Source organism: Clostridium sp., from assembly GCF_016650035.1.
Taxonomy (GTDB): domain Bacteria; phylum Bacillota; class Clostridia; order Clostridiales; family Clostridiaceae; genus Clostridium_AD.
Window position 1 is genome coordinate 1 of sequence record NZ_JAENWM010000095.1, and the last position, 13,739, is coordinate 13,739.

Below are 13,739 nucleotides of genomic sequence, written 5' to 3' on the forward strand. Positions count from 1 at the left end.
ATGTTTCTTTCAAAAAAAGTATAGCATACACTAGGTCTATTAAATTTACCCAAAATCATGATATAAAAAAGTAAAGCACCAACAATTTGTTGGTGCTAATGTTTCACTTATTTAGGGACATTTTCAAAAATGCTTGACAGTTATTACTTAAATCTATCTAGGTAATCTATATTTTTTAAATTATATTTGAGTTTATTAAGCAACTATATCTCTTTTTGTAAACCCAAGATATGAAATAGTATTAAAAATTATAAAGTAAACTACTAGTACTATAATTGAAAATGTCATTGTCATTCCTTCAATTAATGGTTCTCCATTAATATATTGATTTAAATCAGTGTTTGCAAATAAAATGAATTTTACCCAATCAAATTTCAGACTAAGAAAAAATATTATTGGTTGTACTATAGTTAAAAGAAAAACTCCAATTCCTATAGCCATTGCACTATTTCGGAAAACAGAAGATATCATAAATGCTAAGGTAACCATCATAACTAAATTTACACATTGGAGTCCATAAATCTGAACTATATGTGCTACCATATTAATTTCAGTGATTTTGCCACCAGAATTTGCAATGTATGGTGTAGCTGCTCCCTTAAAGCTAAACAATATTCCTCCAAGAACAAATGACACTATAAAAAGTACCAAAAGCATTAAAATAGTTTGTCCCATAATAGTTATGTATTTAGACAGTAAAATCTTCCATCGCTTTGAAGGTCTAATTAACAATAGCTTAATGGTCCCTTCAGAAAACTCATTGGCTACTATTTTACCACCAAGTATAATAGCAAAAAGGGATATTAAGGATATAATGGCACTTGATGTTTCTACAAATCCCCATAAGGAGTTAGCCTTTACAGGTTCTATGTTATTTTCAAGACGATATTCATTAGTTTTTATTAGTTTTTTAGTGCTATCCTCTACTATAGTAACACTACCTGGCTGATTTAATGATTTTTTCAAAGACTCATTTTGCGTTGTAACTTCTGCTTTCCAATCAGTCGTTGATGCTTGTGTACCTGTAAATCTAGATATAAGACCAACTGCTACTATGATAAGAATTAATATGCCCATCATTATCCACGTACTAATGCTATGAGAAAGTTTCATATTTTCATTACGAATTAAATTAATCATTTTACCCAATTTCGTTACCCCCTGTCATTTTTAAGAACTTGTCCTCTAAGCTTTGTTGGATTTTACGGACACCATTAATCTTAATTCCTTGCGCCACAAGTTTTTCAATTACTTCTGGAACATTTTCCATGTCCTCTGTAATTTCTAATTCCAAACCATTTATTACTGGCATATATTTGCTACTTAGGCTTTCTAAATACGCTTTTGCACTTTCAATTGGCGTAACAGTTAGGGCTATAACAGAATCACCACCATCTTCAAGTAATTCTTTCATATCCTGAATTTTAACCAATTTACCATTTTGTATTATTCCCACTCTATCACACATAAGCTCCATTTCTGAAAGCAAGTGACTTGACACAATTACTGCAATATTTTCCTCCATGGCAAGTGTCCTCAAATGACTACGTAATTCATGGATACCAGCTGGATCTAGCCCATTAGTAGGTTCATCTAAAACCAATAATTTTGGAGAATTAAGAAGTGCTTGAGCAACACCTAGTCTTTGACGCATACCTAGTGAATATGTCTTTATTTTGTCATTTATTCTTTTTTCAAGGCCAACAATTTTGATAACTTCATCAATACGTTCCCTTTTTATATTTGGATACATCCTCCAAAAATGAACAAGATTCTGATACCCCGTTAAATACTTATATAAATCTGGGTTTTCAATAATACCACCTACTTTAGCAATGGCTTTTTCAAAATCCTTCTCAATATTGAATCCATCAATAAACATTTCACCCTTAGTAATAGACATTAGTCCTAAAAGCATTTTAATAGTAGTAGTTTTACCGGCTCCGTTTGGTCCAAGAAACCCAAATACCTCACCTGCACGCACATCAAAAGTAAGATCGTCTATTATTATTTTTTTACCAATCTTCTTTGTAACGTTCTTGATTTGTACTATAGTTTTTCCTTGCATGTTAATCCTCCTTATGTCTTTTAAATGCTGTAATTCCTATCTTAATAACAATTATTACTGTTAACAAATTATATTGTAACCTTAAAATACAATTTTAGCAACATCTCCCACTTTTGTATTTGAAAGTACACATTTATAATGGTAAAATAGAAACAGGATTACTAATTGTTTAAAAGTTCTTTGGGATTCTACCATTCCCACTTAAAGCTAATAGTAACTGTGACGGAAGATAGAATACCCAAATTAAAAAATAAGCTATTGATTGGAATCTTGTCATTATGTATCCTGATAAAGGAAACAATATAGTTATATTAGAAAAGGCTACACATGTGTCACATAAAAGAAAAAGTACCATACCTAGGAGTATCATATATTTACTTTTCGGAGTATACAAATTATTATTAGAAGCCTTTATAGCTTTAATAACACTACTTAACAGACAAATGACGTAAAATAATGAAATTGGCAACAAAATATTAATTCCCTCAATAAATAATATAACTATTGCATATGTAAAAACTATAAATAGAAAAATAGTAAAAAGATTTATAAGTGTTTTTTTAATATTTTTATTGGTATATCTTACACAGTATATAATTTGAACTAAAGTAAAAAAAACAACACCAAAAATATAAAAATCTAATATAACCAAGCACAAGTCTGCAATTATAGTAATAAATAACCCCAATTTAAGTAGTTGTGTATCTACATCATTAACTTTATCTACATGTAAATTTTTAGTAGAAAGTATTGATATCAAAAAACAAAGTAATATACATAAATACTTTATACTCTCAGAGGTTATTATAGTTTTTACATTATAGAAGTCCATGTATAAAAACAAAATATATAAAATAAGTATTAATCCTACTATTAATTTAATTAATAAACTATTAAAAACCCTATCTTTCATTTAAAATCACCACTCAATAAATATTTGTTATTATTATACTATTTTGTCATAAAAAAAATAATTTTATACGTTGAAAGGAGAAATTATAAATGGCTGATCAAAGACTTAACAAACTTGCAAAGCTTCTTGTCAATTATTCCACACAGGTTAAACCTGGTGATTTTGTATTTGTATCCTGTGATGAGGTTGCAACCCCTTGGATGGTTGAAGTAGTAAAGGAAGCCGTGAAAGCAGGTGCCCATGTAGAAACTTCACTTTCTTCACAGGAAGTTTCAGAAATAAAGCTTAAATATAGCAATGAGCAACAGCTTCTTTCTGAAAATGTACTTTTCAAGACTATGCTTGATAAGGCAGATGTTTGGCTCTCTGCCTGGGGAAATAGAAACACAAAGACCAATTCAAGCATCGATGCAGATAAACTTCAGATGTCTTCTAAAGGCGCAGCAAGCTGGAGAAAAATATATTCTGAAAAAATGGGTAATGGTTCACTAAGATGGTGTGGCACACAATTTCCTACCTATTCTGATGCTCAGGAAGCTTCAATGAGTTTTAGCGATTATCAGGACTTTGTTTATGGTGCGGGATTACTTGATGCTGAAAATCCTGCAGAAGAGTGGAAAAGGATAAGTGATGAGCAAGAAAGATGGATTAGATATCTTGATACTAAAAAAGGATTACAATTCATTTCTGTTGGAACAGATATCAAAGTAAATGTTGAGGGAAGAAAGTGGATAAATTGTGATGGGAAAGTAAACTTCCCGGATGGAGAGATATTCACCTCCCCTGTTGAAGACGGCGTAGATGGAGTAATTACCTTTAGTTTCCCAGGCATATACATGGGAAAAGAAATCAAAGGAATTGTTTTAGAAGTGGAAAGTGGAAAGGTAATAAAAGCAACAGCTGAAAAAGGTGAGGACCTACTTAAAGCTCTCCTTGAAACTGATGGAGGTGCCTGCAGATTTGGAGAAGTAGCTATAGGAACAAACTATGGCATTAAAGATTTTACAAGAAATATGCTTTTTGATGAAAAGATTGGTGGAACGGTGCATATGGCTATTGGCGATTCAATGCCTGAAGCCGGAGGATTAAATAAATCTACTATTCACTGGGATATGCTTTGCAATATGAGGAATGGAGGAAAGATTTATGCTGACGGTGAATTATTCTATGAGAATGGAGTGTTTCTTTTAGACATACTAGAAAAGTATAATCTATAACATTAATATTTTCTCTTGCTCTATAAAAAGTTTTCATATTAAGAAAGCATTGACTTTTATTGAAATTATGTATAGTATTTAAAATGAAATATGAACATAAGAAGGCAAATATCTATATTTGCATGGAGGTAAAAATGGCTAAGAATCGTAGTGTTAAGGGTAATTTTGTTTATAACAATATAGAGAAAACAGGTAAGAATTTTATGTATAAAAATCTTGAGAGAAGTAATTGCTATAACAGTGATTTTTCAGACTCAAATTTTAATTTTGTAAGTTTTCGCGGAGCACACTTTAAATCATGTGTTTTTTTAGAGTGTACTTTTAAATGGGCTGAATTCATTGGAACGAATCTAAAAGATAGTGATTTTGAAGGTGCTATATTTGAAAATGCTATGTTTGATTCTGTGAATTTAGAGGGTGCTAATTTTGAGGATACAGAATTCAAAAATACTATATTTTTTAGAACTGATGTTACAAAAGCTAAAAATTTCGATATTAAAAACCCAGGCATTAAAATTTTAAGTGAGATGCCTGAGCTTAAAATTAGTGATGAGCTTCGATGCGCTGTAATTAATGTTATGAAAAACAAATATGTAAAAGCTGCAAGGGTTCTTGATACAAAAGATGGTGGAATTAACATAATAAATTTAATGATACTCTTAGAAAATTTCGATGAACAAACCATAATAAAAGGTTTAAATATGATTCAAGCAGAACTAAATTGTGATTTTTACACACTAAGTTATATAATTAAGTTTATAAAAAATAATATGTAATTAATTTTAAATATAAATCATGTAGATATAATGAGCCTCAACAATTGTTGGGGCTCGTTATATTTACTTAGGTTTTAGTTCACCTACCACAAAAGCATTTAATGCCATTGTGTATCCATAAACACCAAAACCACAAAGCTGCCCTATACAAGCTGGAGCTGTAACTGAGGTTTTTCTAAATTCTTCCCTTGCATGTATGTTACTTATATGTACCTCTACAGTTGGAATTGCTACAGCTTTTAATGCATCATAAATTGCAATGCTATAATGAGTATAAGCACCTGGGTTTATAATTATACCATCATATTTAGAATAGGCATCCTGTATATAATTAATAAGTTCTCCTTCTATATTGCTCTGAACTATACTCAGCTCTATTGATAACTCTTTTGCTACATCATATAAATTATCACACATTTGTTTGTAATTAGTGTTACCATATACATTCACTTCTCGAATTCCTAAAAAATTAATATTGGGTCCATTTACAATTAATATTTTCATAACTTCACCTCAAAATATATAATATTTCATCTAGGGTCTCTTCTATACTTTCCTTATTTACTTCAAAATTACAATGTTTTCTATAAAGTGGAAGCCGTTGTTCATATAACTCATATATTTTCGATAAATCCTTTGATAATAGAGGGCGATTACTTACATCTATATCCCCTACAATTGTCTCTATATTTCTATTTAAGAATACTACAATTGAATTACGCTTCAAAAACTCCATGTTTTTATGGATTTTAACCACGCCTCCCCCAGTAGAAATAACCTTACAACCTTCCATATTTATGATTTCCTCTAATGCTAGGCTCTCAATTTTTCTAAAATACGGTTCTCCCTGTATAAATATATCAGCTATACTTTTTCCTTGTTTTTTTTCTATATACAGGTCCACATCATAAAATGGTAATTTAAGTTTCTGGGCCAAAATATTCCCTATTGTTGTCTTTCCACAACCAGTTATGCCAATAAGTACTATATTCTTATCCTCCATATATCTTCTACCTCAATCTCTCATAAACACTATTTATAGTTTCCGTACTTATTTTTATATCATGCCATAATTCTTGAGCTCTAACCGCCTGCCCTATAAGCATATATAGTCCATTAACAGCTTTCATATTTAGTTTCTTTGCATGCTTTAGAAATAGGGTCTCTTTTGGGTTATATATCAAATCAATAGCTGTAGAAAATTTAGCTATGCTACTTTTTTCAATTGGACATCTATCTACATTTGGATACATTCCACAAGGTGTACAATTAATAATAATATCCTTAGCATTTAGGCTTGATATTTCCGAGTAGGGTATAATGTTAATTTCCTTTTTATCATGTATATCTTCTATTTTATTGGCCCCTCTACTCACAATTGTTATTTCACCTATTCCACTATCTATTAGGTAAGTAGTTACTGCCTTTGCAGCTCCACCACTACCTAAAACCACTGCTTTCGCTCCCTTAATATATATTTCATTTTTTTTAAGCATCATTCCAAACCCAGCATAATCCGTATTATATCCAACGGTTTTCTTATCTTTAAAACAAATTGTATTAACTGCTCCAATTTTTTTCGCTTCACTGGTGATTTCATCTATATATTTCATAACCGTTGTTTTATAGGGAATAGTAACATTTACACCTACTACCCCTATATCTCTAAATTTATTTATTGTATTTTCCACTTCTTCTTTTTCAATCTCAAATAGCTCATAAGTTCCCTCTATATTTAACTCCTTAAAAATTGTGGAATGGATAAGAGGAGAAATGCTATGTTTTAAGCTTTCACCCAAAAGTCCATATAATCCCATAAATTTTACCTCCTCCCTAAATAAATCTCTTGTAATTTCCAAGAATTTTAAAATAACTACTAGCTTTTTTTATTTCAATCATAGCCTCTTTTACAGTATTTTCATCTAAATCACCCTCAAAATCTATATAGAAAAAATATTCCCATGGTTTATCCCATATTGGCCTTGATTCTATTTTAAGAAGGTTTAAATTATTTTCTGAAAAATGACGTAAGATATTATATAATGACCCAGATCTATGAGGAGTAACAAAAATCACACTGGTTTTATTGCATTCACTATTTACCTCCAAATTCTTGGAAATAATAATAAATCGTGTTATATTTTTACTATTAGAATTTATATTGTGAGCCAGTATATTTAAATTATAAAGTGCAGCAGCCCTTCTACTTCCAATTGCCGCCTTAAACTTTTCCTTTGAGTTATATACAAGTTCAGCACTTTTTGCAGTGTTGCAAAATGGAACCTGCGTCCAAGAATTCTTTAACTTTAGAAATTCACTACATTGACTTAGAGCTTGCGAATGGGAATATACTTCCGTAATATCATCTATTGTTGCTCCTTTAATGGCCATCAAATTATGATTCACCTTTAAGCACACTTCTCCTACTATTTTAAAATCATATTTATTTAATAAATCATATACATCAGTAATTCCTCCCGTTGAAGAATTTTCAATAGGAAGTATCCCATATTTTATGGAATCATTTTCAAGTTCAGTAAATATGTCTTCAAATTCATCTACGGCTTTTGTCTTTGTATTCTCACCAAAGTAATCTATAAGAGCTTGTTCACTAAAAGACCCAGCCACACCTTGGAAACCTACAACTAATTCATTACTAGATTTTTCTACTTTCCCTTGTGAGCGCAATACTTCACTCTGAACATCTTTACTTATTTCCATAACACAATTTAAAAACTTTTTTAGTGATCCTTTTAAATTTTTATTGCAAAGATTACTCTCACCTTTTGATATAACCTCTTGCTCTCTATTTGAATTTAATACATCTACATTGTTTTCTTTCTTATATTGTGCAATTTCAATTGCAGTTTCCATTCTTTGTTCAAATAATTCTACAAGCTTACTGTCTATATTATCAATTTCACTTCTTAATTCTTTTATATCTTTCATATTATCCCCCATTCAAGACTAAATAACAAAAATCTACAACAAATCTAGAATAACCATAGCTGCCACAGCTTCTACTACGGGTAGCGCTCTTTGCACAATACAAGGGTCATGTCGTCCCTTAACGCTTATCTCCGTATCTTTCATTTTACTTATATCAATAGTTTTCTGAATCTTACCAATAGATGCAGTTGGCTTAAATGCAGCTTTGAAGACCATTGGCATTCCATTTGTAATACCTCCTAAAATCCCTCCATTGTTATTGGTAAATGTTTTAACCTTATTACCATCCATATAAAACTCGTCATTGGCCTCTGACCCACTCAAATTCGCCATATCGAAGCCCGTTCCAAATTCTACACCCTTTACTCCAGGTATAGAAAATAAAAGATGAGCAAGTAAGCTTTCTACGGAATCAAAGAAAGGAGATCCTAGCCCCTCTGGTAAATTTAATATAGCACATTCTACCACGCCACCAACAGAATCCTGATTCTCTTTTGCTCTATGAATGGCACTTATCATCTCCAACCCTTTATTCTGGTCTAGGACTGGAAATTTAAGTTGCTTTGTGTTCTTCAGCAATTCTGAATTTATATTTACATTATCAAAGGGAGAATCATATATACCAGCAATATGATATATATGCCCTCCAATTTCTATTCCCTTTTCATTTAAAATCTGTTTTGCAATAGCTCCAGCAAAAACTAGTGGTGCAGTTATTCTTCCTGAAAAATGTCCTCCCCCTCTATAATCATTAAAACCAGAGTATTTTACACTACCGGTATAATCTGCATGACCTGGCCTTATGACAGTTTTAAGTTCTGAATAATCTTTTGAATGCATATCTGTATTCCATATAATTGCGCAGAGTGGTGTTCCTGTTGTTCTATCATTAAAATACCCACTTATAATTTGAAACTCATCCTTTTCACTCCTGGCTGTAGATATATCATCACGCCCTGGTGCTCTTCTCCTCATTTCATATGTAATAGCCTCTAAATCAAGCTTTACCCCAGAAGGTAATCCATCTATGTTAATTCCAACGCCTTTTCCATGTGATTCACCAAAAATAGAATACTTAACTTTATTGCCCCAAACTCCACTCATTTATTTTACCTCCTAGCATTACAAAATCCTTATAAAATCCTGGATAAGATTTTTTTATACAAGCACTATCATTAATTATTACAGGTCCATTACTTCTTATAGAAGCAATTGATAGCGCCATGGCAATACGGTGATCATTATAGCTGTCAACGGTGCCACCCTCTAAACTTTCTTTTCCATGAATAATAAGTCCGTCTTCTGTTTCCACCACATCCCCACCAAGTTTTGTGAGTTCTGTAGCCATTGCCTTTAATCTATCACATTCTTTAATGCGAAGTCTACCCGCGTTTATAATCTCCGTAGTTCCATGGCTTAATGATGCAAGGACTGCTAAAATGGGAACCAAATCAGGACATTCTGATGCATCAATAATAATTCCATGCGTCTTAGATTTTTTTGCTTTTATTCTACCCTCTTCAATAGATATATTACCTCCCATTTTCATAATTATATCTACAATAGCTTTGTCACCTTGAAGTGAGTTTATATTCATATCCTCGCACTGAATATCTCCACCTAAAATTCCTGCTACAATCCAAAATGCTGCTTGAGAAAAATCTCCTTCTACTCTGTAATTCCTAGCTATATATTTCTGATTTCCCACAATGTTAATTTCCTTATATCCTATATTTTCTATATGAACAGAAAATTTACTAAGTATATCTATTGTTAAATCCACATATGCTTTTGATTCAAGCTCCGTAGTCACAATTATTTTTGAATCTCCATTTAAAAGTGGAAGTGCAAAAAGAAGTCCAGTTATAAATTGGGAACTTATATTACCTGGTAATTTATACACACCAGCCTTTAGCTTTCCTTGTATGGTAAGAGGTAGGCCTTCACTCGGGCTATATTTTATATCTTGTTCTTTAAATATTTTATAGTAAGGAGTAAGCGGCCTCGCTACCAGTCTTCCACTACCTGTAAAAGTAAATTCACTTCCTGTCAAAAGGGCTATAGGAATTAGAAACCTAAGGGTTGAGCCTGATTCGGCGCAATCAATTTCATTTTGGGTAATATTTAAGAAATTATTTCCATTTATGATTACATTATTTCTGCCTTTTGTAACTGATACGCCAAGGTCCTTCATTGCATTGCAAGTAGCTAGAATATCCTCTGAAAACACAATATTTTCTATATTACAATTTTCACTAGAAAGTCCAGCAGCGATAACAGCTCTATGACAAAGACTCTTTGAGGGTGGAACTAAAATTTTCCCTTGTAGAATAGATGGTGTTATTTTTATGTTAGTCATTTTCAACACTCCCCCTCCCTATTTTAACCTACATATTTATCTATATCATCTCGATTTATTTTTTTTATAAACCCACATCCTATTTTTTCGAGTAGTATTAAGTTCATATTTTCGTTAATATTTTTTTTATCTAATAAAAGAACTTTGAAAAACTCATCTTTATCCATATTGGGTAACTCGCTAGGAAGGTTATATTTATTTATAAGTTTTACTAAAAGTTTAAGTGTACCACTTTCAGTAATTCCTAGCAGTTCACTATTTTTTGTAATTGCAATCATTCCCATTGCAACACCCTCTCCATGGGTAAAAGTTTCATAATTATACAATTTTTCTATAGCATGACCTATTGTATGTCCAAAATTAAGAAGCATTCTTTCTCCAACATCTTTTTCATCTACTTCAACCACATTTTTTTTGATATTACAACATGTATAAATAATTTCGTCTATATTATTCATAAGTATTTCCACTGTATCATACTCTAAAAGCTTATAAAATAATTTTTCATCTTTAATTGCAGCACATTTTATTACCTCACCCATACCATCATTAAATACTCTGTGGCACAAAGTATTTAGAAGATCTGGATCAATAAATACAGCTTTCGGTTGATAAAAACTCCCTATTAAATTCTTTCCATTTATGGAATTTATAGCCACTTTACCTCCCACACTACTGTCAATTTGTGCTAAGAGTGTAGTTGGAATCTGTATAAAAGTAATACCTCGTAACAATATAGAAGCAGCAAAACCACCCAGATCACCAACTACTCCCCCGCCAAAGGCAATAATTAAATCACCTCTAGATAATCCGAATTCTAAAATTTCTTCGCAAACGTCTTGTAGTGTTTCAAAGGATTTACTCTTTTCCCCTGGCTCTATTATAACTTTTTTCACAACAAAATTTTCTTCCTTTAAACTATTTTCGATTTTCTCACCATATATGGATTCCACATTCTGGTCCGTTATAATGATTATTTTTTTGTTTGAATATATTTTTTTTATCTCACTTCCGATATTTTGGATTAGTCCTTTCTGTATGTATATGGGGTACTTTTTATCCGGAAGCTTGACTATTATATTACGCGCTTTTTCCACTAATACATCTCCCTTCTCCGTGCACCTGCACTTTCAAACTCAGCCTTTATAGACATTGCATTTTTCACCTTTAATGCATCTTTTATTGCTTTTATGTTTTCCTCAAAAATTTCAAGTTTATTTATTATATTATCTACGTTGCCCATCAGTAGTTCTGCCCATAAATCTGCATTAGAATCTGCAATTCTTGTAAGATCCTTAAACCCGCCTGCTATAAACTTTTCTGTTTCTATTGGAAGGTTATCACTATTCATTAGTGCTGCAGCTATTATGTGAGGAAGATGGCTTGTGTATGCTATTATTTCATCATGATCTCTAGGATCTATTTTAACTACATTTTTACAGCCTAACTTCTTTATAATACATTCTAAAATGTTTATATTCATTATTTTATTACTCACAGTAGGTGTAATTATATAATTTGCATTGTGAAATATTTCCTTAGATGCATAAGCGAGGCCTTTGCTTTCTCTTCCCGCCATAGGATGCCCTCCTATAAAATCTACATCTTCACGAATAAATGAATTTACATTTCTTACAAGTGCTTCTTTAATGCCTGAACTATCTGTAATAATGGCTCCACTCTTAAAAAATTCATTATTTTCTTTTATAAATTTTTCTGTTAGATTTGGATACAATGCAATAATTACTATATCTGAATCTTTTAAAGGAATTTCTGCATTACTATATCCCTTATCTATAATCCCCATATTTTCAGCAGTTTCAATTGTACTTTTATCTATATCTATTCCCCATAAATTTTTAGGCTTTAGATCTTTTAATGCCATTGCAAAAGATCCGCCTATGAGTCCTAGCCCAACTACTGTTATATTAAAGTCTAATTCATCCATTCCCCTTCACCTCAATCTATTATATACATCGGCCATCTATTTTTGCAATTTCTCTTAGCTTTTGAACTAGTGAATCAAAACGTTCTGGTTTAATGGACTGTGCTCCATCACACATGGCACTCTCAGGGTCATTATGAACCTCTATCATTAAACCATCTGCACCAACTGCAATAGCTGCTTTTGAAAGTGATTCTACCATCCACCACATTCCTGCCGCATGACTTGGATCAATTATAATTGGAAGATGACTTAATCTCTTTATTGCTGGTACAATACTTAAATCCAAAGTATTTCTTGTGTATGTTTCAAAGGTTCTAATCCCTCTCTCGCAAAGAATTACCTGTTCATTTCCTTCTGCCATAATGTATTCTGCTGACATAAGAAATTCTTCAACTGTAGCACATAATCCTCTTTTTAAAAGTATTGGTTTCCTTAGTTTTCCTACTTCTTTTAACAAATCAAAATTTTGCATATTTCTCGCACCAATTTGTATTACATCTGCATATTCAGCAACTCTATCCATTGATTTAGTAGACATAAGTTCTGTTACAATAGGTAGTCCCGTTTTCTGTTTTGCCAGTCTAAGAAGCTCTAAGCCTTGTTCTTGCATCCCTTGAAAGCTGTATGGAGAAGTTCTTGGCTTGTATGCACCACCTCTTAAAAAAGTAGCTCCTGATTTTTTTACACTTTCTGCTATATTAATAATTTGTTCTTCACTTTCTACCGAGCAAGGGCCCGCAATAATTGCAATTTTATTTCCTCCAATAACTTCATTATCAACCTTTATAATAGTATCCTGTGGATGAAAAAGCTTGTTTGCTCGTTTAAAAGGTTCCAATACTCGGAGTACTTTTTTTACACTTTCGTTTGATTCTAGTTGAATTGGGTCAATTCGGCTTGTGTCCCCTACTAATCCAAATACACTTTGTGTTTCTCCTTGAATTCGCTGAACTGTACAGCCTTTCGCTTCAATTCTTTTTTTAATCCTTCCTATTTCTGCTTCTGGTGCTCTTGGGTCCATAATTACTATCATTTTTAATTCCTCCATTTTTTTATTTTTTCAAACAAAAAAGAAGACCCATTAATGAGTCTTCTTCATACATCCACTATTGTAGCTTCGCTAATTAAAAATTGGCGTTCCGCTTACCTACACTGTGATTCGTATTTTTGTACTACTCTCATTAAAAAAGGAAATATATATATTTTCACAAAACAAATAACCAGCGCTAAAATACCAGCCCAAGCTAAAATACATGCTAAAATATAATTGTACTATTCCTTTTCTAATAATGTTTTCCATAATACGTTCCTCCATTTGTGTAAATATTTATAATGTTTATAATATTGTTTGAATTATTTTTATTAGTATATCAAATATATTAATTTTAGTCAATGTTTTTATTAATTAATTTTCTCAATTATATGATCCGTTTATGATAATGTCTTAGTATACCGTTTTTGATTATGTCCCAAACATACAAAAATATAGTGTAGAATATACCTCATAAG

Annotated in this window: 14 protein-coding genes; 2 read left to right on the forward strand and 12 right to left on the reverse strand. The window is 31.7% G+C overall.

Annotated elements, in window-relative coordinates:
- Positions 1 to 195: 195 nt before the first annotated feature.
- From JJD95_RS17060 to JJD95_RS17070, 3 genes are all read right to left on the reverse strand, one after another.
- Positions 196 to 1,140, reverse strand: coding sequence for an ABC transporter permease (locus JJD95_RS17060; RefSeq protein ID WP_291644234.1), 945 nt, complete (start codon positions 1,138 to 1,140; stop codon positions 196 to 198).
- 1 nt (position 1,141) lies between these two features.
- On the reverse strand, positions 1,142 to 2,068 hold the full coding sequence (locus tag JJD95_RS17065) for an ABC transporter ATP-binding protein (RefSeq protein ID WP_291644221.1): 927 nt from the start codon (positions 2,066 to 2,068) through the stop codon (positions 1,142 to 1,144).
- A 169-nt stretch (positions 2,069 to 2,237) separates the two neighbouring features.
- Positions 2,238 to 2,981 carry a lysoplasmalogenase family protein gene (locus JJD95_RS17070; RefSeq protein ID WP_291644222.1) on the reverse strand — a complete coding sequence of 248 codons (744 nt, stop codon included), beginning with the start codon at positions 2,979 to 2,981 and terminating at the stop codon, positions 2,238 to 2,240.
- 89 nt (positions 2,982 to 3,070) lie between these two features.
- Between JJD95_RS17070 and JJD95_RS17075 the strand changes: the two genes are divergently transcribed.
- Both JJD95_RS17075 and JJD95_RS17080 read left to right on the forward strand, forming a co-directional pair.
- Entirely contained in the window at positions 3,071 to 4,198 is a 1,128-nt protein-coding gene (locus JJD95_RS17075; protein ID WP_291644223.1) for an aminopeptidase, read from the forward strand.
- 134 nt (positions 4,199 to 4,332) lie between these two features.
- On the forward strand, positions 4,333 to 4,974 hold the full coding sequence (locus JJD95_RS17080; RefSeq protein ID WP_291644224.1) for a pentapeptide repeat-containing protein: 642 nt from the start codon (positions 4,333 to 4,335) through the stop codon (positions 4,972 to 4,974).
- 63 nt (positions 4,975 to 5,037) lie between these two features.
- Here JJD95_RS17080 and aroQ read toward each other — a convergent pair whose 3' ends face one another.
- The 9 genes from aroQ to aroF are packed head-to-tail and all read right to left on the reverse strand — an operon-like array spanning position 5,038 to position 13,263.
- Positions 5,038 to 5,478, reverse strand: coding sequence for a type II 3-dehydroquinate dehydratase (gene aroQ / locus JJD95_RS17085; protein WP_291644225.1), 441 nt, complete (start codon positions 5,476 to 5,478; stop codon positions 5,038 to 5,040).
- A gap of 4 nt (positions 5,479 to 5,482) precedes the next feature.
- Positions 5,483 to 5,977: a shikimate kinase gene (locus JJD95_RS17090; protein WP_291644226.1), complete on the reverse strand. Its 495-nt coding sequence runs from the start codon at positions 5,975 to 5,977 to the stop codon at positions 5,483 to 5,485.
- Between the two features lie 7 nt (positions 5,978 to 5,984).
- A complete protein-coding gene (gene aroE / locus JJD95_RS17095; protein ID WP_291644227.1) occupies positions 5,985 to 6,791 on the reverse strand; it encodes a shikimate dehydrogenase in 807 nt (268 codons plus the stop codon).
- A gap of 16 nt (positions 6,792 to 6,807) precedes the next feature.
- Positions 6,808 to 7,923, reverse strand: coding sequence for a prephenate dehydratase (pheA, locus tag JJD95_RS17100; protein WP_291644228.1), 1,116 nt, complete (start codon positions 7,921 to 7,923; stop codon positions 6,808 to 6,810).
- 33 nt (positions 7,924 to 7,956) lie between these two features.
- Positions 7,957 to 9,027: a chorismate synthase gene (gene aroC / locus JJD95_RS17105; protein ID WP_291644229.1), complete on the reverse strand. Its 1,071-nt coding sequence runs from the start codon at positions 9,025 to 9,027 to the stop codon at positions 7,957 to 7,959.
- Complete coding sequence (aroA, locus tag JJD95_RS17110; RefSeq protein ID WP_291644230.1) at positions 9,005 to 10,282, reverse strand: 3-phosphoshikimate 1-carboxyvinyltransferase; 1,278 nt, start codon at positions 10,280 to 10,282, stop codon at positions 9,005 to 9,007. Before aroA ends, aroC begins: the two co-directional genes overlap by 23 nt.
- Before the next feature lie 23 nt (positions 10,283 to 10,305).
- A complete protein-coding gene (aroB, locus tag JJD95_RS17115) occupies positions 10,306 to 11,379 on the reverse strand; it encodes a 3-dehydroquinate synthase (RefSeq protein WP_291644231.1) in 1,074 nt (357 codons plus the stop codon).
- On the reverse strand, positions 11,379 to 12,230 hold the full coding sequence (locus tag JJD95_RS17120; protein ID WP_291644232.1) for a prephenate dehydrogenase: 852 nt from the start codon (positions 12,228 to 12,230) through the stop codon (positions 11,379 to 11,381). The genes aroB and JJD95_RS17120 overlap by 1 nt, the downstream gene beginning before the upstream one ends.
- A 19-nt stretch (positions 12,231 to 12,249) precedes the next feature.
- Positions 12,250 to 13,263 carry a 3-deoxy-7-phosphoheptulonate synthase gene (aroF, locus tag JJD95_RS17125; RefSeq protein WP_291644233.1) on the reverse strand — a complete coding sequence of 338 codons (1,014 nt, stop codon included), beginning with the start codon at positions 13,261 to 13,263 and terminating at the stop codon, positions 12,250 to 12,252.
- Positions 13,264 to 13,739: the final 476 nt, after the last annotated feature.

Coding starts and splice junctions, on each gene's coding strand:
- aroC (WP_291644229.1), bottom strand. CDS start 9,027: ATGAGTGGAGTTTGGGGCAATAAAGTTAAGTATTCTATTTTTGGTGAA.
- aroA (WP_291644230.1), bottom strand. CDS start 10,282: ATGACTAACATAAAAATAACACCATCTATTCTACAAGGGAAAATTTTA.
- aroF (WP_291644233.1), bottom strand. CDS start 13,263: ATGATAGTAATTATGGACCCAAGAGCACCAGAAGCAGAAATAGGAAGG.
- JJD95_RS17070 (WP_291644222.1), bottom strand. CDS start 2,981: ATGAAAGATAGGGTTTTTAATAGTTTATTAATTAAATTAATAGTAGGA.
- aroE (WP_291644227.1), bottom strand. CDS start 6,791: ATGGGATTATATGGACTTTTGGGTGAAAGCTTAAAACATAGCATTTCT.
- JJD95_RS17120 (WP_291644232.1), bottom strand. CDS start 12,230: ATGGATGAATTAGACTTTAATATAACAGTAGTTGGGCTAGGACTCATA.
- JJD95_RS17090 (WP_291644226.1), bottom strand. CDS start 5,977: ATGGAGGATAAGAATATAGTACTTATTGGCATAACTGGTTGTGGAAAG.
- JJD95_RS17080 (WP_291644224.1), top strand. CDS start 4,333: ATGGCTAAGAATCGTAGTGTTAAGGGTAATTTTGTTTATAACAATATA.
- aroQ (WP_291644225.1), bottom strand. CDS start 5,478: ATGAAAATATTAATTGTAAATGGACCCAATATTAATTTTTTAGGAATT.
- JJD95_RS17060 (WP_291644234.1), bottom strand. CDS start 1,140: ATGATTAATTTAATTCGTAATGAAAATATGAAACTTTCTCATAGCATT.
- JJD95_RS17075 (WP_291644223.1), top strand. CDS start 3,071: ATGGCTGATCAAAGACTTAACAAACTTGCAAAGCTTCTTGTCAATTAT.
- pheA (WP_291644228.1), bottom strand. CDS start 7,923: ATGAAAGATATAAAAGAATTAAGAAGTGAAATTGATAATATAGACAGT.
- JJD95_RS17065 (WP_291644221.1), bottom strand. CDS start 2,068: ATGCAAGGAAAAACTATAGTACAAATCAAGAACGTTACAAAGAAGATT.